Source organism: SAR324 cluster bacterium (assembly GCA_015232315.1).
In the GTDB taxonomy this organism is placed as follows: Bacteria; SAR324; SAR324; order SAR324; family NAC60-12; genus JADFZZ01.
In genome coordinates, this window is record JADFZZ010000002.1 from 55633 (window position 1) to 81702 (window position 26070).

Below are 26070 nucleotides of genomic sequence, written 5' to 3' on the forward strand. Positions count from 1 at the left end.
TGTTGTGAACGTAATTTTGTGTGGGTGCGGCGCTGTCGGCATGTATCTTCTGTCCGAGTTGACCAAGATCAATGCGCAGATTCTGGTGATTGAATCCGATCCGGCTGTTGGTGAAGAGGTCCGGGACAATTTTGATGTCATGGTGATCAATGAATCCGCACTATCCTGTCATGCCTATGAAATGGCCAGCACCATTGCCAATGACCTGTTTATCGCGGTGCTCGGTAACGACGCGGAAAATCTGGTAGCCTGCATGATGGCAAAAAAATATGGCATCAAGCGGACCATTGCCCGGATCGGATCCAACAAATTTTTCAAAACCCAGGAAGGCTCCTACGATAATTTTCTGGGAGTCGATATGGTGATTTCTCCCGAAAGTCTCACCGCTCAGGAAATCAACCGGCTCATCCGCAGTTACGGTGCCCTTTCGGTCTATCAGTTTGCCGGTGGAAAAGTGGAAGCCGCACGCATGAAACTGTCGGCCGGGTCTTCATGGATCGGTTATGCCATTCAGGATATCAAACTGCCGAAAGACATCATGATCGGCGCCGTCATCGAAAAAGGCGCTTTTCAAATGGCACGGGGTGGAACCATGATCCGCCAGGACAGTGAGCTCATGCTGATTGGTTTGTCTGAAAGCATCCACAAGCATGTGATGGAACACGGTCATCTGGTCAAGGAACATCGGGACAAAATCTTTTTTGGCGGACTGAGCCCCAGTAGTCGGATGACCTTGGGACTCATGGAGAACCTGCATTCAAAAATTCAGATCATCGAGCAGTCACGATCTGTCTGTGAAAGCCTGGCTGAGGAATTCCCCCAGATTTCTGTCATCCAGGGAGACAGCACCAATTCCAGAAAACTTCAGGAGGAAAACATTGATCTATGCCGCACTTTTCTGGCGTGCAGTCCCGATGATTCGCTCAACCTGACCATGTCGCTGGTCGCCAAACAACAGCATATAGACCATATCATCGCGTTGGTGCGTGATGTGAACCGACTCTCAATTTTTGAACAACTGGAAATCAATCGTCTGATTTGTCCCAACAAGTTGACTGGTGATGAAATCATGCGTTTTGTTCAGGGAGAACTTTATAAGGGCTTACGGATTCTGGAGAATGGCGCCGCGGAATTATTTGAGGTCGTTTTGCCTGAAAACGCGCCTATTACCCAATCGCCTCTACGTGAAATCATCATGCCGGTAGGGGCCTTGATTGGCGGCGTGAAACGCGATGATCAGGTGTTCATGCCTCATGGTGACAATCAGTTACGCGCAGGCGATCATGTCGTGGTCATGGTCACGACCCGTGTTAAAAAAGCAATGCAACGATTATTGGGATTATGACATTTAAAGTATTTTTTAGTATTTGTGGCACATTACACTTGTTGCTGGCCCTTCTGTTATTACCGCCATTGATCTGGTGCTGGGATCAACAACTGGGCAAACACTTTATCTTTACCTCCATCGCAACAGCCTTGATTGGCATAGTTTTCCGCAGAATTGGCAAAGGCGCTCCCAAAATTCTGATGCCCCGAGACGCCCTGGCGATTGTCGCTTATTCGTGGTTTGCTCTTTCCATGGTTGGCGCCCTCCCTTATTGGGAAAGCCATGCCATCCCCAGTTTTGCTGATGCATGGTTCGAATCCGTGTCAGGCTTCACGACCACCGGTTCCACTATTTTGTCTGACATCGAAGGTCTACCGCAAGGATTGCATTTCTGGCGAACCTTGACTCACTGGATTGGCGGGTTGGGTGTTGTTGTGTTGTTCGTGAGCGTTTTTCCTGCCTTGGGCGTTGGTGGAAAAAACCTGTTCAAAATGGAAGTTCCGGGGCCAATCACTGAATCTGTAACCCCCAAAATCAAGGATACCTCACGTAATTTGTGGTACACGTATCTTTTGTTGACCGCTGTGGAAGCCCTTCTGTTGTGGTTCAGCGGCATGTCCTGGTTTGATGCGCTCACCCATAGTTTTGCGACCATGGCGACTGGAGGATTTTCCACAAAAAATGCCAGTATCGCCTATTTCAACTCTCCCACCATTGAATGGATTATTATTGTGTTCATGTTTCTGGCTGGAGCCAATTTCGGTTTATACTACATGCTCACAAAAAAGCAGTGGCGTAGTGTGTTGAAAGACGCTGAGCTTAGGTTTTACGCGATTCTGACACTGCTGTCCGCCGGGTTCATCGCGTTGATGCTGTTTCTGGAAAAAGGCTATGATGCCCATCGAGCCATTCGATCAGCTCTTTTTCAGGTCATCGCACTGATCACAACCACTGGGTTTGCCTCCGATGATTATGAGTTATACCCGATCGCGACTCATCTGGTGCTGTTTTTTCTGTTATTCACTGGAGGGTGTGCCGGTTCAACAGCAGGCGGCATCAAACTGTTCCGTATCGTTCTGATTGGAAAAACTCTGTTTCATGAACTGGAACTCAGTTTCCGCCCATCCCTGGTGAGCAAAATACGCGTGGGTAACACCATTATTTCCAATGACCTGATTCGTACTGTTCTGGCGTTTGTCGGTGTTTATTTCGCGTTTATCACGTTCGGAGCCTTATGCCTCGGGCTGGAAGGACACGACATGCTGACATCCATGACAGCCGCCATGACCGCAGTCGGTAATGTCGGGCCGGGATTTGGAACCATTGGTCCGACAGAAAATTTTGCCCATTTCAGTTCACCTGCCAAAATTTTACTTGCGTTTCTTATGCTACTGGGACGTCTTGAATTTTTTACTCTTCTGGGATTGCTCCACTGGAAGTTTTGGAAACGTTAATTCTTAAGCCTCAGTGAGGAATCATGGCCCTGAGTGCCGCCAATTTAATCAATAGCATTTATAACGACCGTGTGCTTCTGCTCGAAGGCAATGAAGTCATGCGACGTTTTTATGAAGAACATCTTGAATTTTCAGGCTTTGAGGTTCACTGCGCGACCACGCAAGAGGAGGCTTATAATATTCTGGAGTATGTGCCAGTCAACCTGATTGTATGCAACGAATATCTGGAATCACGCAATAACATTCCATTTATTGTCCGATTGAGAAAAAAACATAATTCCAGCAATATTCTGATTTTAACCAGCAATGAAGACCGTGTCTGGGAACTCCTTCCTGAGGACCCCTATATCCAGACGTTTCCTGTTCCGGAAAATATTGATGAATTTCTTAAAGGCGATATCAACCAGTTCGTGTCGCTGGTCGCCATGTCACTGGTGGAACGAACAGGTATTCTGCTGGTAAACGACAATAGCAATGAACGAATGGAAATAGAAAACATTCTGATCAGTAATAATTACAGGATTTGTAGTGTGAACAGTGGCCAGGAAGGCTTATCCATGATTCAGCGGGCTTTGCGGACGCGATATCAGATTCATCTGACGATTCTGGACATTTTTAATCGGTATTATCCCGGATTGAGGTTTCTGGAAGACCTTTCACGGGATTATCCTGAGTTGCCTATTATCCTGCTGACTTCTGTCGAAGTTTCACAAGAAAAACTGGACCGGATTCATCAGCATAACAATGTCAAAGTTCTTCTGAAAAAAGACATTTCAGCAATGTTGCTTCCGCATATCCGAACACTGCTGTCCGGGTCCGTATGACCCATAGATACCATTTCACAAGGGGAGAATAATCCATGAGTCCGGAATCATCCAATTCAGGATTCGATCCACAAGCTGATTTGATGCGAGAACTGCTGAGGGAAACCTCCGCTACGGACCAGGATCAGACACAATCTGATCTGATAAGCGATTTGCTGGCTGAAATGTCACCGGTCACAAATGAGGGCCTTCTCTCAGAGATCATGCAATCCGCAGGAAATGTTCCAGCTATGGCTTCAGCCGCGTCTGGACAAGCCCCCTCGAAACCGGTTCCCATCTATGTCCGTCCTGCTGAATTTGTAATGGCAGACTGGAACATGGACCGCATGTACCGTTCTTTTGAAACCGTTTTCAAAACGATACTGGAGGCCTCGCAACAGGCGGATCAGTGGATTGACCATACAAAAAAAGAATTATTGCGAATTATTGAGGAACTTCCGGATGTTTGGCCTCAACAGGACAGTCACAACATCACATCACGGTTACTGGGACATTTTTATGCCATCACCCAGCAAAATCCTGTAGCACAATACCTTGAATGTTTTGCGCCTATCCAGCAGTTACCCGGTTCGTTTCCTGTTCTGTTCGATTTAAAATCGCCTGAAGAAATCATCCGCCGTCATTTTGATCAGGCGCCCCGATTTGCCCATTTATGGATGTTCTGGAAAGGTGGTATGCCGGAACAATATCTGAAAAACCGGTTGGGGACTGGTTCATGGTGGCAAAAACGAATCTGGCAATGGTATCGGCACAATCAGGAGTTGCTCAGGAAAAATATCCGTCAATTGCGTAAAAATGTGAGATTCAGAGCCATTGGCATCTACTGGCTCCGCTATGAAAACGCCTTGCAAATGCAGGGAACACTTCGAGATGCCGGTGACTTCTATTTCATTTTTCTCAAATCCTTTCAGCGCCTTTTCAGTGTCCAACCGGGGGAGGATCTGACCTACATCCGTGAGGAAATGACTGGTGATGTCCAGGAACTTGCGGACCATTTGAAATCAGTGCACCGCGGGCATCTGCTGTATATTTATTCAGGGTTTGAGCAAGAGCTTCAAAAAGCGGTTTTGCCATGGACTTCTTCTCGAAGCATTAGAACCGTCAAACTTCTTAGGGGACTGGACAAACTCCTGAATGAAAATCAGGAAAGCCTGGAACAATATTCCAGAGCTCTTGAATACGCTCTCGAGGATTTTTATATCCGGTTACAATTTGTTCAGATTCAACGTGATGCCTATAAACTGATTGAAGACGATCTGGTTCTGGTTCAACGGCAATATGAACGCCTGATCAAACAACTGGATGATTCGAGCCTGAAAGTACAGAAATGCATTCCTGATCGTGAAACAGAATGGGAAAAGATGAACAAGCATATGTTCTCTTATTCCATGAACAAGGTTCAGACCACCTGTTATGCCTCAGTGGAACGTCTGCGCAATGTTTTTTCCCAGATAGACGCCAACACACGAACCAATAATCTGGTCGATCTGGTGCTGGGAAAATATGCCAAGATCTCACAGAAACTGCCGGAACACGCCAACATTGTCCATCTGGACAAACTTTGGTCCTGGACCAATAAAAAAATTGAAATTGATGAAGGTTTTCCGCTCCGATACACCGTTGAAAATTATCTTTACACCAATCTGTATGACTCGCTGAATCAGTTTCATCAGCGCTGGTTGGGATATATCAAGGCCTGGTCCAATCAGGCCGACCAGCAGGAACAATTCATTCAGTTCAGTTTTTATTCCTTGAGACATGAGCATTCTGATCCTGTTACAGACTGGCAAGAGTCAAACAGGAACAAACTGTATAAAGAATTGACGGATGTCATCACGCCAACCCTGGAACATTTTCAAAATATTCATCAGGAACTGGAAAAAGAATTTCCATTATTTCAAAAAAACACGCTTCGCTGTGTGCAGGAAAGCCTGATCAATCTGGAAAACGTCATTTTTGATCCTGGATTACGCGAAAAACTGACACGTATCGCCAACGAAGGCGAAGGCTTTCTGGCCAATGCTCTTAGAACCCTGATCAAACTGAAACAAGTCAACTTTTTATTGAAACTTCCGAGGATCCGACAATTTTCAAGTGTCCTGGAACAGGCAAAAACACATCTGGATGAGATATTCTTTTATTTCCGGAAAAAGGAAAAACCGCTGGAATCCGCCGCGCCAGTTTACTATTCACGCGTGTTTATGATTGAGCCTCTGGAAGTGCCCAGTTTGTTCATAGAGCGTGAGGAACTGCATCAACTCATGCGAATATGGCATGGTCAGAATAAAGCGGAACGCACTGTGACTGCGGTGGTAGGCCAACCGGGCTTTGGACGGCGCAGCATGATCCAGTACTTTCTCTATGAAAAAACAAACCGGTCTCACATCAGGGTACAACTCACCCTCACGGATGAAGGCATCATGGCCATGATGAACAACCAGTCTTTTTCCCTGGATAAAATGTTGCACAAAGTCCAGATTGACCGCTTTGAAATTGTTGTTCTGGAAGGTATTGAATCGTGTTACATCGAAAGCGCGGGTGGTGCGGAACATCTTAAACGGTTTTTTTCATGGCTTCAGCAGGTCACCGGAAAAATATTCTGGCTAGTTTCCATCAATGAACTCACATGGAAGACCATTTCTTTACTGGAACAGATCAGTGGCGCATTCACGCATGTGATCCGGCTCACGCCGATGGATCAGAAAAATATCCATGATATGCTGCAACGGCGTCATAATGTGGTAGGATTGCAACTCAAATACAAACCTCCGGAAACGATCCCCTATTATTGGTTCAATCGTCTGCGGCCCGTAGATTGTCAAAAATGGCTGATGTGGCGTTTTATCAATGAACTTGAACACCGATCAGGTGGAAATCCCGCATTGGCAATTCAGTTATGGATGCAACAGATTCGCATGGTTGATTCAGGAACCATGTTGCTCCTGCCATTTCAAAAACAGCTTGTGCTGCCCGAACTTGAAGAAGATGAACTGTTGATTTTAAGAATTATTTTAACCCAGGGACCTGTCGGAGCTTATCATCTGCGGCCTGCCGTAGTTTCATCCAAATATCTCAGAATATGTCTGGATAAACTTAAAATGATGGGTTTGATCATTATTCGTAAATACAATCATGTCACTGTGTTCAGCGCGAACCCCAATGCGTACCAGATGATTTATCAACTATTGCATGAGGCCATGCTGTTGACATGAATGAGCTTTCGTTTTCAACCAATGAACCATTTATGAATCAATTATCCGGAATTTTTGAAGAATTGTTTGACACAGCATGGTTCGACAATTTATTGCAAATGCTACTCATCTGTGGTGGCGTCGCGATTTTGGTGATTGTGGTCCGGTGGTGGCATCGACGACTGACCCTGTTTTTGCCGGGATATGCCCGCTGGTATCCTGATTATAGCCGTTTTCTGGAACGCAGTGGCATTCTTCTGGTGATTCTGACAGTCATCCTGGGCTTTCTTGAAACGCACTGGATCATGGTTTTTGTGTTTGGCGGAGCACTGCTGATCAGCCTTGGTCTCGCTTTTCATGAGATCCTGGTCAATATACTGTCCTATCCTTCGGTCCAGCGTTCCATGAAAGTAGAACTGGGAGATGATGTGGATGTTCTGGGGCAACAGGGCACCATCATAAAAAAAGGAATGACCCATCTGGTACTGCGCGGAATTCATGGTGAAAAAATTGTGATTCCCAACCGGAAAATATTCTCTGATGTGTTCGCGCATCATGAAAAAGACCATACACTGTATCACTTCATGATTGATTTTCCGGTTTTGACCAAACTCAATCTGGGTGCATTGCTGGATTACTGTCAGGAAATCGCACTGCTTTCCGCCTATCGCTCTCTTGAACACCCCCCCAAAGTCAGTGCTGATTTGAAAGAGGGGAAGGTTTGGATACGCTGTGATTGCTACACAACACGAAAACAGTATGTTGCCCCCTATCGCACCTTTATTCTCAAGGAATTATCAGAAAAAACCAGCCTCCTCAGCACGATCTCTCAACAACAAACAGAAGATCAGAACATTAGCTGGAAGCCCATAAAACTCAATCCATCGTGGGGACCTGACCAAGGTGGATTTTCAGAAAAAGCCCCGTCATTCCAGACCTCCGAAGGATACGATGAAGCAGAAATGACTCAACAAGAAGATCAGGAAGCCTCCACAATTGAGTTTTTTAACGATGACGAAGATCCCCCTGAAACCATAATGCTTAAACTACCAACACAGGAAGAAGTTGACGCGATGGATCTGGATCAACTCAACGAACTCTCCATGTCGGGAAATGAAACGATCATCAACCTGGTGATGGTCGCCTTGGAAAAAAGAAAGAACATGGTTAGTCCGCAGGCCTCTGACCGCCCACCTTCAACAAAAGAATCCCTGCCCACAGGAAAATTATCGCAGGAATTGATAGATGAGATGAATATTGACCAGTTGAATGAGTTGATCATGTCCGGTGATGAGCAGGTGCTTTCCATGGCAATGCTTGCTCTGGAAAAATTACAGACAAAAATGCTCAACCAGCCAAATGAAATACTTCCCTCAACAGAAACCACACTGGTTCCACACCAACCAGCTATGGATTCAGCAAAGAACGCGGACGATTTTTCCGTTCCTGAAGACTCATCATCCCGGGAACCCATCCCCGCCTCCCGGGAACAGCCCCATGAAGCAACGGATATTCAAGATCTCAGTGATGTTTTGTCAGACCCGGTTGATTCTACCGCACAGTTTGAGACATCCCGTATTCCCGTAGAGACTTATGACCAGCCCTTCGAATCTTTAGACACTCGAGAACAGCAACCTGAATCAGAGGACCTGAGTGAATTTCTGGAGGAGTCCGTTGCTGACGCAGAACAGCCACCAGAAGACATTCAAGAACAACAAACTGCGTTGGAAGATGCGCGACAACCTGAGTCTGAGAACGAGATTCTGGAGGAGAATGATGTTGATGAGAAAGAAAGTGGGCATTTGATTGATCAAGAGGCGAATCAGGAGGATGAGCTTCAAAACGATGAGAAGATTGCAAGAGATGCTCTTGAAGAAATGTCCCCGGTAGTAACAAATATCGACTCAATTTCTCCTGACAATGGTTCGTCCACAGAAAAATTGCTTCTTGATCCGGATGAGGATGACGATGAACTATGGTTTGGTGCCGCTAAAAAAACGGATACGGAGGACAACAATGCGGTGCTGGTTCGTAAACTGAAATATGCGCTGGCAAGGTTGGATCAAATGACAGATCGCCCATCGCCTGACTCTCAGGAAATTCTGGACCTCGCTCTTCTGGTTGAAGAAGCATCTTCCATCCTGGCGCCTAATGACGCTGTTCTGCTTGAGGCAACCGGCTTATTGTTTGAAAAGATTTATCATTAGAGGAGCTTTGGGAAAGGAGTAGGATATCCCCATAAAGCCGTGTGTATTGTTACTTTTGTACCTGGTTAAACCAGGTGGGGTAACGTGTAAAGACATTAGGCTTCCTTTTACGAGAAAGGCCTGCACACCGTCCTCAGGGACAAACCCCGAAGTAATAAAAAAGGTGCAAAAGTCAGTACCTCACGAGAATTACAGGGATAAACTGTTTGAAGCTTAGCGACTCAAAAGAGCTTTGTCAAGCCGCTCGCAAAGAGTTTGAACAGTTTCTAACCATTCGCCCTTAACATGATTTTTTTCGTTCTTCAGGGACAGCAATTCATCCGCCAAATTGAGTGAGACCAACAGCGCTAACGTGGTTGGCCCATAGGTTTCAGACTGGGAATTGATGTCTAACATTCTTTTGTTCAAAAAGGATTCTACAGAACGAATATGTTCCTCACCATAGGAACTGTTCACGGAAAAACGGTGCCCATTGATGTTGAGTGTGTATTGTTTAAGTCCAGAAGTTTCAGATGACATGAGATTATATATGGCTATTAGTAATACAGGCGGGATGTTGCCTCAAATCAACATCTGGGATTTTTAAATTTATTTTTTTTCAAATTGTAGATAACGTGCCGAAAATTATCAGCCTTTATTATACAAATCAATTTGTTTTACCAACACCTGATTCACGATAAGGAAAAAATGACGCAGACAAACAGATCTCCCCTGAATGATTCAATGAAACAACAGTTTGGAAGCTTGATTCTTCTGGACCGGATAATCAATGAAAAGGAAACGTTTCATCTTTCCCTGATGGAAAAAGATGACAAGATCCTTGAACCCTTTCTACAAACGATGGAAAAGGAAGGTTTGATCGAAATAGGCGCCAATGGAAATTATGTGGTAACCGAAAAAGGCAAAGAGACTTATCAGAGACTCATTCAACAACAACTGTCATACACTACCCATTTTGATATTTATTCTCATGTGGATCTGGGTGAAGGTTGTTTTGCGGATAAAGAAACCGATTTTCTTGATGACAATCGCTGGACGGATCTGCGTGTCGCAGTTGCGGAATTCAAAGGAATTGATCCTTATCGGATGGTATTTCTGGCCATGCTGAGCGATGAATCGTTTTTTGAAAATCCGGAATGGAAATTTGATCTGGCAATGGGGACTCTTTTTGAGGAAATGGAATCGATTGTGCATAATCAGGTCAGTCTTGAAGAACTGGGCTATGAAGATGATGATGGTTCTGTTTCAGGAAACGAGGTTCTGACAGATATCATTGAACAGGGTGCGGCCCTCAATCAGCAACGTCAGGAAGAACAACGACAACAGGAACAGGAGGCCGAAAGACTCAATCAGACGTCTCCCGATGACGAAATTATAACAACCACAACTTATTATCAGGGGGGATACGGTTATCCCATGTACGATCCCTGGGCCACCATGGGGGCCTATGCGGCCAGTGCCCTGTTTGTTGAAGCTCTCTGGTATGATCCATACTGGTGACATTTTCAGGTTTCTCACATTTTTCAGATGATCCCAATTATGCCCAAACTCAACCAACTTGCCATCAACGATGAAGGTTTTGTCTTTGATCCGATCACCGGCGAAAGCTATACCGTAAATTCATCAGGCCTCGTGATTTTGAATGGTCTCAAAGCCAGTTATCCACAGGAACAAATCATTGATCTGCTAATCAATGATTTTGAAGTGACCCATGAACACGCAGAAAGAGATATTCTTGATTTTATGGATCACTTGAAATCTTTTAAATTGGTTTGACCATGACAACAAAAAAAAAGTTGGTAGTGGGCATTTCCGGAATGAATGCTGTGGACAATCCTGGTCCAGGCGTTGGCGTGGCCCGCAGTCTCAAAGAAGATCCTGCTCTTGATGTCCGTGTCGTGGGGCTATGCTACGATGCCATGGAACCCGGAATTTATATGGACTGGTTGGTTGATCGCTCCTTCATGGTTCCCTATCCTTCCAATAATCCGGAGGCCCTGTTTGACCGTTTGGCCTATATCAAACATGCTTATGGACTGGATTTTTTACTGCCAACCCTGGATGTGGAACTTCCGGTTTACATCAAATATCAGGAACAGCTTGAAAAAATGGGCATTCACGTCTTTTTACCGTCTATGGATCAATTCAAGTTACGTGGCAAAGATCTGCTCCCTGAACTGGCCAAAAACATCGGCATCCATTGTCCCCGTACCGCAAGTGTCAATTCACTGGACGCCCTTGTTGAAGCTCTCGACACCATCCAGTTGCCTGTGATGATCAAGGGGGTCTATTACAAAGCCTATTATGCCTATACCACACAGGAAGCCATCGGTCACTATCATCATGTTGTCGCTGAATGGGGATATCCCGTCATCGTACAGGAGATCATTCAGGGGGATGAACTGAATCTGGTTGGCGTCGGCGATGGCGAAGGAAACTCGCTGGGATGCGTTCAGATTAAAAAAATGTGGATCACCGCCCTGGGAAAAATCTGGACCGGTGTTTCGATCAAAAATCAGGCGATGCAAGATGCTGCTGAAAATTTTTTAAAGCATTACAAATGGAAATCAGCCTTTGAACTCGAATGCATCGTTCGTGACAATGAATTATATTTGATTGAGATCAACCCCAGATTTCCCGCATGGTCTTACTTTGCCACAGGACTTGGCGTCAATTTACCCTCCAATCTTATCCATTCGGCCATGAACTGGCCTGTTCCACAAAACATGGCTTATGACGCGGGTAAATTATTTATCAGGTACACCTACGAACTTATTACAGACATGCTTCCCTTTCAAAAAATCACCACCACGGGTGAAGTCTGAACAGAAACGCTCAACAGAGATAACTTGTGAAAAAAACTTACGAAAAACCGTCTATTGTCAAACTCCAGAGCGGGTTGATGAACAAATTTGGCAGCAGTCCCGCCTATGCCAGAAAAATCAGAACCCACATTGACAATGTCTCCATAGAAGCATTGATTGCGACTCATGGTAGCCCGCTCTTTGTGTTCTCTGAAAAAAAACTCCGGGAACAATATAAATCCATCTATCAGGCTTTTTCCACACGCTATCCCAAGGTGACTCTGGGCTGGTCTTATAAAACCAATTATCTTCAGGCCATTTGTGCTGCCTTGCACCAGGAAGGTGCCATTGCGGAGGTGGTGTCAGCGTTTGAATATGAAAAAGCCAGAAAGCTTGGCGTCAAGGGAGATAAAATCATCTTCAATGGTCCGCATAAATCTTTCAAGGCTCTGCAAAAAGCAGTGGATGAACGCGCCATGATCCATATTGATCATCTGGATGAAATCTATGACCTGGAAAAAATTGCCCAGAGCACAGGACGTACCGTTCCAGTGGCGATCCGGTTGAATATGAACACCGGAATTTATCCGCAATGGTCCCGCTTTGGTTTCAATGTTGAGTCAGGACAAGCACTGGATGCCGTAAAAAGAATTGTTTCCGGAAAAAAACTCATCATCAATGGACTGCATTGTCATATCGGAACATTCATCATGGACCCCGAAGCCTATGCCAGGCAGATTCAAAAAATGGTAGAATTTGGCTATAAGCTTCAGGATGAATTTGGAATCCGGATCGAATATTTTGATATTGGCGGGGGGTTTCCTTCCAAAAACAGACTGAAAGGCACCTATCTTCCGCCAGAAGTATCGCTCTCCGCGGTTGATGTGTATGCGGAAAAAATCACCACAGCTCTGTATCATGCGCTGAAACCGGGAGACATGCCCCATTTATACCTTGAAACAGGACGGGCCATTGTGGATGAGGCCGGTTATCTGATCACCACCATCACTGCCGGAAAGCGTTTGCCCGATGGTAGAAAAGCCTATATCGCGGATGCGGGAGTGAATCTGCTGTTCACGGCGTTCTGGTATAAATTCAATATTGAAATTGACCGGGAAGTTCAGGGAATGAACGAAGCCGCTGTCATTTATGGCCCGCTCTGCATGAACATTGACGCCATTGATGAAGGAACGATGATTCCACCGCTTAACCGTGGAACCAGACTGATTATTTCACCGGTTGGCGCCTACAACCAGACACAATCCATGCAATTTATTGAATACCGTCCAGCGTCAGTCATGATCAGCGAATCCGGAGAAATGGAACTGATCCGTGAAGCAGAAGATCTGAGCGACATTGAACGCAGAGAAAAATTACCGGATCGTCTCAAAATTGTATAATTCACAACGAGCTGGAACACTGTTTCAAAGGGTTCATGAATGCCTTTTCAAAAAGTAATTTATCCTTTCATTCAAAAAACCCATATCAGGACTATTTTAAACAGTTATTCTGAAATTCTGTTTCTGAATAATCCCCGCGTCGGATTGTTGCTGTTTGCCGCGACAATCATTAGCCCCAACACGGCTGTTTCCGGATTGATTGCCGTATTATCCGCCTACTTGTTTGCCCGATTTATCGGCATTCACAATGTGTTTTTGAGTTCCGGTTTTTATACCTACAATGCCCTGCTGGTCGGACTTTCAATCGGTGCCCTGTTCAGGCTGGGACCACTCACTGTTTTTTTGTTGCTAAGTCTTGGTATTTTAACCTTCATTGTCACCAATGTGCTTTCCAACATTTTTTCGTATTACTTCAAACTTCCCATTTTGAGCCTGCCGTTTGTGATTGTGAGTTCCATCGCCTATCTTGCGGTCAGGCAGTATGCGGAACTGTTTGTAATCAGTTTGTACCCTCATGATTTCTCGTCATTCTCCATTCCTGTACCGTACTGGATCGAAGGGTATCTTCAGTCAATGGCAACCATTCTGTTTATGTCCTCCTCTCTGGCCGGACTCCTGTTCGCCGGATTGATTTTATTCACTTCGAGGATTCTGTTTTTTCTTTCGCTACTGGGATATTACGTTGGCACCGTCATCAAAGGACTCATGACAGGTTCCATGATTCTGGCATTTGCCAACCACAATCATTTTAACTTTATTTTAATCGCAATGGCACTGGGAGGCGTTTTTCTGATTCCATCCATGAAAAGTTATGTGCTGTGTATCATTGCTGTTGGAATTTCTACCATTTTTCTGGATGCGATGCAGATTTTCTGGGCCAATTTCGGAATTCCCGCATTCACCCTGCCATTCAATATCATCTCTCTTGGATTGATCTATGTTCTGGGCGTTCTCAACTTCCCGCTCATCAGTAGACAAATCAAGGCCACGCCTGAAGAAACCCTGGACCATTATCTTTCGCGCCAGTTAAGATTTCAAGGATACGGTTACACCTTGTCTCTGCCTTTTTCCGGAGAATGGACCGTCTGGCAGACGTTCAACACCAACTGGACTCATCAGGGGGCATGGCAGTATGCTTATGATTTTGTGATCACAGATGACAAAAATAATACACACAGCAAGGAAGGACAGGCTCTGGAAGACTATTTCGCCTACAAAAAACCTGTATTGTCTCCAGTCCGTGGCACCGTCACCCGGGTGGTAAACCATCTGCAGGACAACGCACCCGGGCAGACGGACTCCACCAACAACTGGGGCAATCTGGTTGTGATTCAGGACTACCGTGGATTTTTTGTAGAAATTTCACATTTTGCGTTCAACTCCATTCAGGTCAAACCGGGTTCATGGGTTGAATGTGGATCGTATATCGGACTCTGCGGCAATTCAGGATATTCACCTCAACCGCATATCCATGTTCAGGTTCAGGCGACTGAAGAAGTAGGCAGCACCACCCTTCCCTTCAGTTTTGTGAACTATATTCAGGACCATCAATATCATGCCAATCATCTCCCCTCAGAAAAAGCCCGCATAGCACCGCTACACAAAGATATGTCGCTTGAGACAAAAACCAGTTTTATCCTGGATCAGGAATATCAATATGAAGTATGGAAAGCCGACAAAAAAATTGATCACTTTTCATTGATTGTAAAAATGGCTCTGGATGGATCTTTTTATTTCCAGTCTGATAAAGCAAAGTTGTATTTCGGACAATATGAAGGCACATTCTACCTGTATCACATTGACGGCGATGATCCATATTTGAAGCTTCTCTTCATGGCTATACCCAGAATGCCGCTGAATTTTCAGGAAAAACTGGCATGGGAGGATTATATGAATGTCCGCACCATGTTCGGGAAAACAGCAACAGCCATGATTCTGCTGTTGAGTTCGTTTTCACACCGCTTGAGCCAGATTCATGCAACCTACCGATTTCTGGATAAAATAACCATTGAAGGCCTGGTGAAATCGACAATCTGGCGCAAACAATACCGAACACGTCTTGAATTGGATGAGGTCCGGGGATTCCATTATATTTGCGTCAATGACATTGAATTAAAAAAAATCAATCCTTCACTTGCAAAACAAAGCTAACTCGCACATATATTGCTAAAGAACCCAAGGCTGGAGTGTTACAAAACTAATTTTAACTTTTTTTGATGAGAGATACCTCATGAAACGATGTATATTTTCACTGTTGATCTGGATGATTGCATTGACTTCACTGGCGCAAGCTGAAAGCTGGATTCAGGAAGCCTATTATCGCTCCTACAGTTATGAAAAAATTCAGGATTATGACAATGCCCTTAAAACATTGATGCCGGTGTATCAGAAGTATCCTGAGGGATACAACGTGAATTTGAGATTTGGATGGATTTATTACTTGAAGGGCGCTTATGCCAACGCTCTCGAGCATTATCAGAAGTCGATAGCCGCCGCGCCTTATTCTGTGACCGCGAAACTCGGACACACACTGCCGTTGATGGCACAACAGAAATGGGAGCAGGTCACCCAGGAATTGTATGAGGTAATCAATACCGACTACTATAATTATTATGGAAATCTGCGGTTGATCTATGGACTCAGAATGCAGAAAAAATTTGATCTGGCAGAAAAAGTGATTTACAAAATGCTCCTCATATATCCGACTGATATCTCTCTGCTCACAGAACTCCTGCTGATCAGACTCACGAATGAGCAACAGAGTGAAGCAGAAAAAATCGCCACTGATCTTTTGATTCTTGACCCCGAAAATATCATCGCCAAGGGCTTTTTCCAGACTAACCCCAACTAATGATCCGCAGTCCGGAAGAACCCGTTCCGACCCTTCAAAATCCAAATCTCTTTGAGATTCATGATGCTCCATCCAATGTTTGAACTCAAAACCTGCCCAGTATCCGGGCAGTCTTTCATGGAAGAAATTATCAATGCTATCACCCATGGTTTAGGCCTGTTTTTGAGTATTGCCGGAATGGTGGTGCTGGTGACACTGGCCAGTCTGTATGGCGATGTGCGTCATATTGTAAGTTGCAGTATCTATGGCACTACCCTGATTTTATTATACATGGCCTCCACACTCTATCATTCAGCACGTCCCGCATCCCGAAAAAAAACTATATTCAAAATTTTGGACCATTCCTGTATTTTCTTGCTGATTGCCGGCACCTACACACCATTCACCATGGTTTCACTGCCAGTAGGATGGGGGTGGAGCATTTTCGGTGTTGTCTGGGGACTCGCCGTGCTTGGCATTTCTTATAAAATGTTTTTTATCAATCATGCGGAATGGTTTTCAACAACAGTTTACCTGGCGATGGGTTGGCTGATTATGATCGCTTATCAACCCTTGAAAGAAAATGTTCCAACAGGAGCGCTTGTTCTGTTGATCGCAGGGGGACTAGCTTACAGCGGCGGCGTTATTCCCTTTCTAATCAAAAAACTCCCCTTCAATCATGGAGTCTGGCATGTGTTTGTGCTGACCGGTAGCATCCTGCATTTTCTGGCTGTGACCTTGTATATAATTCCACTGTCCTGAAGTTTATTTCTTGATTTTTTTTTCTCCCGCTTTAACCTGTCCATTAGTAATGGTACTAATTCAGTACGATTTTAATCAAAATGATTTAATCAAATCCTGATACAAGGAGATTTATGGCATTTACATTACCCGCATTGCCTTATGCATACGATGGCTTGGAGCCTTATTATGACAAGCAGACAGTTGAAATCCATCACAGCAAACATCATCAAACTTACACCACCAAACTGAATGACGCAGTAAAAGCGGCAGGTGTTGAGGACAAAGCAATAGAAGAGATTTTGAAAAATCTTGATTCGATTGCTGAAGACAAGCGCGGTCCTGTGAGAAATCATGGGGGTGGTTACTGGAACCATACTTTTTTCTGGGAATCCATGTCACCTAACCCCAAAGGGGAAGCTCGACGGCCTACAGGAAAACTGGCAGAAGCGATTGATAAAAAATTTGGTTCTTTTGATAAATTCAAGGAAGCGTTTACGGCCAAGTCAGCCAATCATTTTGGATCCGGTTGGGCATGGCTGGTAGTAAACAAGAGTGGCGAACTGGAAATTACCGACACCCATGATCAGGTATGTCCGTTGAGTTTGGGACACAAGCCGTTACTGACCATTGATGTCTGGGAACACGCCTATTATCTGAAATTTAAAAATGTTCGACCAGACTGGATTACCGCGTGGTGGAATGTAGTAAACTGGGCCAAAGCGGCTGAACGGTTTGCGGCCTGATCATTTCTGTAAATCATGATTCTTCCGGGATGATTGTCACTCCCGGAAGATTCCCTTCGTCATTCCTCTTCACACAATCCCCGTTTCCGCAGATCGTTCAGCAATGACAGATGATTGCTTAAAAACGGAAGATTATCACGCACTGGCACATCCTCATTTTCGTCAATCACGGGGGCTGTTTCTTTTCGACAAAGCCGCTGTATCCTTTCCAGATATTGGTAGAATTGCCTGATTTTATCCGGTGTTCCCCAATACCCATATCCTGGAACAATCGCTTGCAATTCCATTTGTTGTAACTTCTCAAGAACGCCCAGCCACTCGTCAAGATTTCCTGAATCCTGTTGAAAAAAAGGGTGTTCTCCGGTCAGTACCAATGCGCCTGTATACAATAACTGATATTCTGAAAGATAAATCACACTATTTCCCTGAGACTGTGCGACAGGAAAAGGCTCGAAGGTGATCGTGTAACGCTCAAACACAAACTCAATTTTCTCGGCCACAGGATGAAACCGGTGATGTTCAATCGCTGGCCATAACTCAGTAAACTTCAATTGTTCCAGAGCGTCAGAGGCCAGAAAGACATCCAGGGATTCTTCAAAATCGCTGAGTCCACTGACACGTTCATAACTGGAGCTACTCAGAAAAACATGGGACACAGGCTGTGTGATCCCATATTTCCAGAGCGTTCTTTTCAGGACTCTGGAATAGAGTGGATCAATGATCAGCAACGATTGACTGCCTTTGAGAATCATGCCGTTGCCCCCCGGAGTGAGAAGGACATCAAGGTGGTCATTCCAGGAATGAATGACAGGTGCTGGCCCAAGCCAGTTGATATAAAAATTTCGGTTGACTGTTGAGGATTGACAGCCAGAAAGGCCATACAGGAATGAAAAAATCAGAAAGGGAGATAAGAAAAACAGGAATGACGTTCTGTTGAACATGGGTGAAGTATTGGATGTAAGGATTTATGTTTGAGTGGACCTTGGACGGAGGGTGGACGGATGCATTTTCTTATCCTGCCAACCGAAGTTTTTGTCTACGTTTTTGTTCCTCATATTTTTAACAGGGTACATGTGTCTCTCCCCTTCAAATCTCAGGGTAGCATCCACTTTCAAAAAGTCTAGGCGCATCTTTAGCGATTCAGCAGCAACACAATCGAGAGCAATAGTGTAATTCTGATAAAATAGGACAATCTTATTTTGCCTGTAAAAGACGCGATTGGAGAGAGGATTTGTAGTTCGGCCTTTAGGCGGCAAATCACCCTGAAAAAAGGCCTAAGTCGGAACAACAAACACAAAGAACTGCTACTGGAACTCCTCAAAAAAGCGGGCATTGATCCCAGTCTATCAATTCCCAAAAGCTGAGGAATTGCGATGATGATCGGCCTCTTTTGATCTCAACTTTCAAGCTCATTTCCTGGTTGCAACATCGCTTGCCGGGATTTCACAACTGGGCGAACTCACAGGTTCGCCCCTACGGATTGGCAAGGGTTGCAGTGATGGCTCTGGGCTGGAAATGGGCGGGCACTTTGAAGTCAAACAGGTCATCGTGAATCAGCGCCAGATACACGCCTTCCTGCGCGGCTCTTTTTTTGACATCCCGGGAAACATCGGCAGTGGTTCCGTTTGATGTAAAGTGTTTTTGTCTGGCCTTTTTCCAATTAATAAATCAGTAAGTTGCCTTTTTTCAGAGGAAGTTTATGCAATTTACTGAGCAGCAATGTCCCTATTGTGGGAGTCATGAAATCACCTTTAATCGAAATTATCAGACACAATTGGAAAAAACACGCTCCCCGCTGAATCTCTAGGTTGGACGTTGGTCCTGATGGAACGATCTTCGCGCTTTTTGTAGGCCCTGGAATGTGGCCGCAAAGATCGGAAACTATTCAAGAAAGCGATGAAAAAACTCAAACAAGTGATCCGAAAAACAGGAGATTTGTCCCTGTTAACGGACGGAGAGCGACGTTATGGCAATTTACTGTTTGAAATCTGTCGACAGCAACTTCATACCAGAAAACCGGGACGTCCGAAACAAACCTTACCTCCAGGTGTCAAGGTCCGTGTAAAAAACAAAGGATCCCAGTCCCATAAAAAAGGCAGAAAGCGCCCTAAATATCAGGCTCCACAACCAGAGCATCCTCAGACCCAACAGAACCTGGATTCTCAGCAAATTCATGCCAATCATGTCGAAGCGTTCAATGCTTCCCTCCGAAGACGCTGTGCCGGATATCGTCGACAAACAAACACCTATGCTAAAAAGACGTCCAGACTTCAATAACGATTGGATGTTTACTGGATTGTTCATAATTTTATGAGAAAACACTTCACCACGCGGCAAGTTCCTGCTGTTTCCTTGGGAATTCTGGACTATCCGCTGGATTATAAAATGCTTTTCTCCATCAAATATGCCTAATTCAATGATTTATATGACTTTACATCAAACGGAACCACTACCACCGAATAGCACTATCACAAGGATGAGCCTGGTTGGCGCATGGTGGTTCTGAAACCTGCGCCGGAGCGCCTCATTGAGCATTCTGACGCGGGACGGATTGCTTATGACTGATTTCAGGAAAAACTTCTCCCAATAGAGACGCAGACCGGATTTTGACTCCGCCGGGCAATGCCATGCGGGCAATCCAGACGCTGCCATCTCCGGTTGCGATACAAATTTCACCCCAGCGTTCCTCCAGAATGTTTCCGGGAGTTCCTGTCAACTCGCCTCTTCGGGCACCAAACAAATGGAACAATGTTTGATCAATCATGCCCAATGTTCCAGGTTGGCTGTCTCCGGCTCTTATGGCTCTCAATATGCGGTGGGTGTCTTCCTCCCAGGAAAATCGCAAATCGTCATGTCTGATCCGGCGTTTATAATTCATGGCTGGTTTCGGCAACGGGGTTGCGCCAGAATAAAATCGTTCAATGGCTTGCGGAATCAACTCCAGTGCCAGATCAGAAACCTGATTCCGATAAATGAAGGACACTGATTCTTCAGGCAGTTCCAATGATTTCGAGGCCCAGACCGAACCAGCGTCCCACTCCGCGTTGGCCTGCAAAATGGTCACACCCCAGGTGCTTCTACCTTCCAGCACGGCCCAGTTCAAGGAACTTGGTCCGCCATCATCCATTGGACCGGGATGGACGACCAGACAGGGATATTGCTGCCAGACAGCATCAGGGATGTATTCTTTCAGGAATGGACACAGGATCAGATCAGGATGATAGTGATGGATGGTTTGGGGATGAATCCCAAGCATCAATTGGGTTTCTTTGAAGGTATGTCTTAACGAACACCACAATTTCTGGGTCAATCCGTTAAAACTGGAGGCCAAAAACAGGACCTTCAATGGAAAGACTGTAAGTCTGGAGGACTCATTGAATTTATTGAGCATAGTATTCGTCCTCATCCCATTTCAAAGGATTATTCATGATATATTCTGATATTTCCCTGTAAGAATCCTCATCACGAATGATATGTTCATAAAAACGGGTCTGCCAGGCGAAACGAGGATTGAGTTTTCGTGATTGAATTGTGCAAATTCGTTTATATTGATTAATGATAACCCCCAAGTTCCCCGTTTTCCATGATTTCCATGGTACCTTGTCCTGTGTAGAGACGCCCCAATTGGTCGTCTCTACAACCATGTGTGTTTCATATGCCAAGACGCCCAAATTGGTCGTCTCTACAACATTTCTTAACAAATTCTGGGGATTTGCTGGTGCTGAGGCATATCGACTTTCCGGAAAGAACCATACAGGGTTTCAAAATACACCCGGCCTTTGTTTTTTTCGGTAATTTTTCCGATCACACTGGCCTGCTGGCCTACTTCATAAGAACGCATCCGCTCCACGATGGCGGCACTGTCTTCGGGGGGACAAACCAGAATCACTTTGCCTTCATTGGCCACATACAACGGATCAATTCCCAACAGGTCACACTGTTGACGGATTGCCGGATGAACCGGGATAAACTCTTCCTGAATCACGGCCCCAAACGCCATGCCCTCCACCAGTTCATTCAGCACTGCGGCCACGCCCCCGCGGGTGGGGTCACGCAGGAACGCGATGGACGGAAATTCTTTCAACAATGCGGGAATCATGGGAGTCAGCGGAGCACAATCGGACGCAAGGGAATCCAGCCCACCCAGATTTTCTCTGGCGGTGAGAATGGTGATGCCATGATCCGCAATGGTCCCGTTGATCAGAATATGATCGCCGGGGCGAACCTTGTTGCGCCCGAGTTGAACCGATTTTTCCACCACCCCGATTCCAGCGGTATTGATGACGAGTCCATCCATCTGATTTCTGGGCAACACTTTGGTATCGCCAGTTACAATTTGAACTCCGGCCTGTTTGGCAGAAGTCGCCATGAGTTCCACCAGTTCCTGCAACAACGTCAGGGAAAAGCCCTCTTCAATCACAAACGCGGCAGACAGATATTGCGGAATTCCACCCACCATGCAGAGGTCATTGACGGTTCCGTTGACGGCCAGCGACGCGATACTGCCTCCGGGGAATTTCAAGGGTATAACGGTGTAGGAATCAGTAGCGAACGCCAGGCGCTGTTCTCCAAAAGGAATCACCGCTCCATCCGCGTATTCCATGAGGTAGGGATTGGAGAAAGATTTGAGGAATACGTCTTGAATGAGTTGCTGGGAGGCACGCCCGCCCCCTCCATGCGCCAGAGAAATCACGTCTTTCATAAATGGATTCTATTCGAAGGACAGGGTGAGCAAAAAAAGACGACACTCAGTCGTCACATTCCATGGCCATTATCGGCAATGAAGAGGACCCGGTTTTCATCACGAAACCAGATCGGGATTGTTCAAATTCAGCATGATTGCAGCACTGTTTCATGGCTTCGAGTTCCAGGCGAACCTGTTCTTTCATGGCACTGAGTAAGGGGGCGTTGAGTACGGATTTCGCACAGAGACGCGCTTCAATATTTCCCCGGGCCAGATGTTCCGCACGTCGGGTCACTTCCTGACAAAATGCCGCGGGGTCCCGGTTCAAAGCCTCATGAATCAGTCCCCAGTCCACAGCCTGACGGCATGAAATCGGCGTGGCTTCATAGATCAATTGCTGGGTTCGGCCATAGCCCACCATGGAAGGCAACAGAATCGACCAGTATTCTGAACCGGACAACCCCATATTGACATAGGAGGGATTCAGAACGATTCCATCTCTGGCATAGCGTAAATCCGCCGCCAGGGCCAGCATGACACCACCAGCCGCGGCAGGTCCCTGTAATGCCGCCAGCACCAGTTTGTTACTGGTTTCCAGAATGGCCTGTACCACACGATTCATGGCTTTAAGATTTTTATAGGCTTGAATGGCAGGATTATAGCCATGATGTATGGAATTCAGATCAATGCCGTTGGAAAAAAAATCAGCGCCACCCCACAGGATCACGACTCTGGTTTCAGGATCCTTGACCGCGTTTTCATAAGCCGCTAACAACCGTTGGCAATGCAACAGATCCATGGATCCGTTGTAGACAGGAAAGCTGAGATGCCCGACCAGGTTTTTTGCGTCATATTGGATTTCAGAATTTTCAGGCAATTGTCGCATCCATTGCTGAAGCGTTCCGCACGTGGTCAATCAATTCCAAAACAGATTGGGCCTCTTCTTCCACCAGTTTTTCAATGGCAACCCCCGCATGTACAATCACATATTCCCCGACGGCCAGTTCCTCAATCAATCCTTTGAAACAGGACCGTTTGGTGCCATTGATGTCCACCCAGCACAAATCAGGGTCTGTTGCGTCCATTTCAATCACTTTCATGGGTATGCCCAGACACATGCGTCCTCCTCAACCAGTTGTAAAAATCATTGAATCCTTCGCCTGTTTTGGCAGAAACAGGAAAAATCATCATATCCGGATTCACTTTCCGGGAAAAAGAAATACAGGCTTGCAAATCAAAATCCAGATAGGGGAGCAAGTCAATTTTATTGATCAATAACACCTTGGCGGTCAGCAAAAGATCGGGGTATTTGACAGGTTTGTCTTCCCCTTCCGGACAACTGATCACCGCGATCTTCATGGCTTCACCCAAATCATAGGCGGTGGGACACACCATATTGCCCACGTTTTCAATCATCAACCACCTGATTGAAGGCTGTTGCAATTGATGCCATGCCTGATGAATCATTTCAGCATCCAGATGGCAGGCGGCCCCGGTATTGATTTGTACCACCGGAGCACCGGCATTACTGATCCGTTGCGCGTCGCGATCCGTTTGCTGATCGCCTTCAATCACGGCCATTGGAAACTCTGAGTTCAAATCCCGGATCATCTTTTCCAGAATGGAAGTTTTTCCAGATCCCGGCGCACTGATCCAGTTCAGACAAAAGACGCGTTGTGCAATAAAGTGTTCCCGATTGTGTGCGGCAATGTGGTTATTTTTCTGCAAAACCTCTTGTTTGATACTTATTTTTTTAGTGGTGTTCCCCTGGTCCGGTCTCAAATGTTCCTGATGAGTATGAACCATCGTTTTCTGAGAAATCACTCGAAATGGGGATTGCCCCACGGTGACATGTTCTGTTTCCAGACAACCGCAATCCTGGCACATTGTTGACTCCTGCATGAACTGAAATTTTTGTGATGTAGTCCTGCTACGACAGCGGCGTTGTAATGGACAACGGATTCTCTTGTCAAGGAAGTTTTAGGCGGAAACGGGAAAAGAATTCACCAGCACATGGATGCCGGATCAAGGTAAGCGTTCAGCCGTCAGCTATCAGTTTTCAGAAATTCTCAAAGACTGGAAGCATAACGATATTTTCTGATATTGAGTCATAATGCTTCTGAGGCGCATAAACACTGAAAGCTGAACGCTTACACCCATTCAAAGTATAACCAGAAAAACCGAATTACGAGACAGTGACTATTTAAGTCCGTAAATTTGCCGGGCTTCCTGAGTTGTCGCTATTTCTCGTCCTGTTTCATGAATGATTTTCACCAGTGCCTCAATCAATTGTCCGTTTGAGGATGTCTTCTGTCCATCTGGTAAATAAAAAGTATCTTCCACGCCTGTCCTGGCATTTCCGCCAAGTTCTACCGCACGACGTAACACAGGCCATACTTCAGTTCGACCAATCGCGATCACCTGCCAGGTGGTTCCCGGGTTGAGCTCGTCGACAAGCAATGGTATCCACTCAGGTTTTGCGGGCATTCCACTCGCCACGCCCATTACCAGAGAAACATCGACCGGCGATTTCAACAGTCCATTGGCTTCAAGCATCGGAATACTGCGGACAATCCCCGTATCAAAACATTCACATTCCGGAACAATGTTATTGTCATACATGACTTTTAAAAACTTCTCGATTTTTGAAACCGGATTATCAAAAATAAGTGGAGGCCAGGCCCATGTTCCATCTTTTTTGATCTTGAGATAATTCAGAGTACCCGCATTCATAGCAGCCATTTCAGGTTTAACCCGTTGCAGACAGGCAACCGGTTCGGAAATATCATCCCCCATAACGCCTGTGGACATGTTGATAATCATGTCAGGAACCCTGTCACGAATGGCACCGCATATTTCCGCGACAACATCGGGATCCCATGTGGGAAAACGCCCCATTCCGGGTCCCTGCTGACGAAAATGACAATGGACAATGCTCGCACCGGCATTATAAGCCTGCTCAGCGGCATCCGCCATTTCCCGGGGGGTTACAGGAACTGGATGCATATTGGGGTCTGTCAATACACCTGTCAGGGCACAGGTCACAATCACTTTGTCACTGGATTTCATAACCATCTCTCCACAAAATTCAACATGAACTGTTGATTTGATTAATCATAATAAATAAACCAAGCACTTGGTTGGTTGACTGTAACAGGCTCTAAATAGAGGTGCAAGTTCTGGTTTTAAAAATATTGTGAGAGACTACGACTTCCAGGCATGAGCCAACTGTTGTCATTGAGAGCGTTTCGGAGTCTACTGGATGTCACCTTACCAAAGCGGATTTCCATTGTTTTTCTGAAACAATATATCATGAAAGCGAGTGGGCATAAGACCTGAGTATGTTCCAGCGATACAATCTGGTTGATGAAAAAGACATTGCGGACATGAAATGGAAAAATGCTTCGTCTGTTAATTCTGAAGACATGAAAAAGAAATTGATTCAGGCAGGATTTGATCCGGAAGAAATGCTTTAAGCGTTGCTCCAAACATCATCTCTCCATAAAAAGCATTTTTGAAATTTTCGTGAGCGATGTCGGTTGGCTGGTGATTCGAATCCGCTACTGGACACCTATATGGACACCACTGAATCTTTTTAATGGGGACTTATTGATGTAAGTAAGTGATTTTATTGGTGGCGGGGGCCGGATTTGAACCGACGGCCTTCGGGTTATGAGCCCGACGAGCTACCAGACTGCTCCACCCCGCGATCCATAGGAGAGAATTAAACTATCAAAATGGAGCGGGAAACCGGGCTCGAACCGGCGACCCTCAGCTTGGAAGGCTGATGCTCTAGCCAACTGAGCTACTCCCGCTTCATTTGAAGAGGCCTAAGCTATTAGGTCTGTAAGGAATGTCAAGA

At 45.6% G+C, this 26070-nt stretch carries 22 protein-coding genes, 2 tRNA genes and 1 other RNA gene; 14 read left to right on the forward strand and 11 right to left on the reverse strand.

Features of this window, described 5'->3' with window-relative positions; translation table 11 throughout:
* Positions 1-4: 4 nt before the first annotated feature.
* Genes trkA through HQM11_01800 form a run of 5 tightly spaced genes read left to right on the forward strand, consistent with a single transcriptional unit; the run spans position 5 to position 9003 of the window.
* On the forward strand, positions 5-1345 hold the full coding sequence (gene trkA / locus HQM11_01780) for a Trk system potassium transporter TrkA (protein ID MBF0349728.1): 1341 nt from the start codon (positions 5-7) through the stop codon (positions 1343-1345).
* A complete protein-coding gene (locus tag HQM11_01785) occupies positions 1342-2781 on the forward strand; it encodes a TrkH family potassium uptake protein (protein MBF0349729.1) in 1440 nt (479 codons plus the stop codon). The genes trkA and HQM11_01785 overlap by 4 nt, the downstream gene beginning before the upstream one ends.
* Before the next feature lie 23 nt (positions 2782-2804).
* Complete coding sequence (locus HQM11_01790; protein ID MBF0349730.1) at positions 2805-3605, forward strand: response regulator; 801 nt, start codon at positions 2805-2807, stop codon at positions 3603-3605.
* A 35-nt stretch (positions 3606-3640) separates the two neighbouring features.
* Positions 3641-6817 (forward strand): hypothetical protein, encoded by a 3177-nt coding sequence (locus HQM11_01795; GenBank protein MBF0349731.1) that lies wholly within the window; start codon positions 3641-3643, stop codon positions 6815-6817.
* 32 nt (positions 6818-6849) lie between these two features.
* A complete protein-coding gene (locus tag HQM11_01800) occupies positions 6850-9003 on the forward strand; it encodes a mechanosensitive ion channel (GenBank protein MBF0349732.1) in 2154 nt (717 codons plus the stop codon).
* A gap of 22 nt (positions 9004-9025) precedes the next feature.
* Here HQM11_01800 and ssrS read toward each other — a convergent pair.
* Positions 9026-9204: non-coding RNA, 6S RNA (gene ssrS, locus HQM11_01805), on the reverse strand.
* A 12-nt stretch (positions 9205-9216) separates the two neighbouring features.
* Entirely contained in the window at positions 9217-9522 is a 306-nt protein-coding gene (locus HQM11_01810) for a cell division protein ZapA (GenBank protein ID MBF0349733.1), read from the reverse strand.
* Between the two features lie 204 nt (positions 9523-9726).
* Between HQM11_01810 and HQM11_01815 the strand changes: the two genes are divergently transcribed.
* The 8 genes from HQM11_01815 (at position 9727) to HQM11_01850 (ending at position 17524) form a co-directional block, all read left to right on the forward strand.
* On the forward strand, positions 9727-10503 hold the full coding sequence (locus tag HQM11_01815) for a hypothetical protein (GenBank protein MBF0349734.1): 777 nt from the start codon (positions 9727-9729) through the stop codon (positions 10501-10503).
* 39 nt (positions 10504-10542) lie between these two features.
* Complete coding sequence (locus HQM11_01820; protein MBF0349735.1) at positions 10543-10779, forward strand: PqqD family protein; 237 nt, start codon at positions 10543-10545, stop codon at positions 10777-10779.
* Between the two features lie 2 nt (positions 10780-10781).
* Positions 10782-11828, forward strand: coding sequence for an ATP-grasp domain-containing protein (locus HQM11_01825; GenBank protein MBF0349736.1), 1047 nt, complete (start codon positions 10782-10784; stop codon positions 11826-11828).
* Positions 11829-11854: 26 nt separating this feature from the next.
* The gene (locus HQM11_01830) at positions 11855-13207 is read left to right on the forward strand and encodes an alanine racemase (protein MBF0349737.1); all 1353 of its coding nucleotides are present in this window, start codon (positions 11855-11857) and stop codon (positions 13205-13207) included.
* A 39-nt stretch (positions 13208-13246) separates the two neighbouring features.
* Positions 13247-15358, forward strand: coding sequence for an urea transporter (locus HQM11_01835; GenBank protein ID MBF0349738.1), 2112 nt, complete (start codon positions 13247-13249; stop codon positions 15356-15358).
* Between the two features lie 79 nt (positions 15359-15437).
* Positions 15438-16058, forward strand: coding sequence for a hypothetical protein (locus HQM11_01840; GenBank protein ID MBF0349739.1), 621 nt, complete (start codon positions 15438-15440; stop codon positions 16056-16058).
* Between the two features lie 117 nt (positions 16059-16175).
* Positions 16176-16799, forward strand: coding sequence for a hemolysin III family protein (locus HQM11_01845; protein MBF0349740.1), 624 nt, complete (start codon positions 16176-16178; stop codon positions 16797-16799).
* Between the two features lie 113 nt (positions 16800-16912).
* Positions 16913-17524: a superoxide dismutase gene (locus tag HQM11_01850; protein ID MBF0349741.1), complete on the forward strand. Its 612-nt coding sequence runs from the start codon at positions 16913-16915 to the stop codon at positions 17522-17524.
* Positions 17525-17583: 59 nt separating this feature from the next.
* Here the strand turns inward: HQM11_01850 and HQM11_01855 are convergent, their stop codons facing one another.
* The gene (locus HQM11_01855; GenBank protein ID MBF0349742.1) at positions 17584-18276 is read right to left on the reverse strand and encodes a hypothetical protein; all 693 of its coding nucleotides are present in this window, start codon (positions 18274-18276) and stop codon (positions 17584-17586) included.
* A 1144-nt stretch (positions 18277-19420) separates the two neighbouring features.
* Between HQM11_01855 and HQM11_01860 the strand changes: the two genes are divergently transcribed.
* Positions 19421-19801: a hypothetical protein gene (locus HQM11_01860; GenBank protein MBF0349743.1), complete on the forward strand. Its 381-nt coding sequence runs from the start codon at positions 19421-19423 to the stop codon at positions 19799-19801.
* Positions 19802-20048: 247 nt separating this feature from the next.
* On the opposite strand, the gene HQM11_01865 is transcribed toward HQM11_01860, so the two are convergent.
* The 8 genes from HQM11_01865 to HQM11_01900 all read right to left on the reverse strand — a co-directional run bounded on the left by HQM11_01865 (position 20049) and on the right by HQM11_01900 (position 26023).
* Entirely contained in the window at positions 20049-20915 is an 867-nt protein-coding gene (locus HQM11_01865; protein ID MBF0349744.1) for a hypothetical protein, read from the reverse strand.
* A gap of 303 nt (positions 20916-21218) precedes the next feature.
* Positions 21219-22226, reverse strand: a complete 1008-nt coding sequence (gene hypE, locus HQM11_01870; protein ID MBF0349745.1) for a hydrogenase expression/formation protein HypE — start codon at positions 22224-22226, stop codon at positions 21219-21221.
* Between the two features lie 46 nt (positions 22227-22272).
* On the reverse strand, positions 22273-23124 hold the full coding sequence (locus HQM11_01875; protein ID MBF0349746.1) for an enoyl-CoA hydratase/isomerase family protein: 852 nt from the start codon (positions 23122-23124) through the stop codon (positions 22273-22275).
* Complete coding sequence (locus tag HQM11_01880) at positions 23078-23326, reverse strand: HypC/HybG/HupF family hydrogenase formation chaperone (protein MBF0349747.1); 249 nt, start codon at positions 23324-23326, stop codon at positions 23078-23080. Before HQM11_01880 ends, HQM11_01875 begins: the two co-directional genes overlap by 47 nt.
* Positions 23295-24095 carry a hydrogenase nickel incorporation protein HypB gene (gene hypB, locus HQM11_01885; protein ID MBF0349748.1) on the reverse strand — a complete coding sequence of 267 codons (801 nt, stop codon included), beginning with the start codon at positions 24093-24095 and terminating at the stop codon, positions 23295-23297. Before hypB ends, HQM11_01880 begins: the two co-directional genes overlap by 32 nt.
* A gap of 312 nt (positions 24096-24407) precedes the next feature.
* Entirely contained in the window at positions 24408-25277 is an 870-nt protein-coding gene (locus HQM11_01890; protein ID MBF0349749.1) for a 3-keto-5-aminohexanoate cleavage protein, read from the reverse strand.
* A 563-nt stretch (positions 25278-25840) separates the two neighbouring features.
* Positions 25841-25917: transfer RNA gene (locus HQM11_01895), tRNA-Met, on the reverse strand.
* A gap of 29 nt (positions 25918-25946) precedes the next feature.
* Positions 25947-26023, reverse strand: a tRNA-Gly gene (locus HQM11_01900).
* Between the last annotated feature and the right edge of the window lie 47 nt (positions 26024-26070).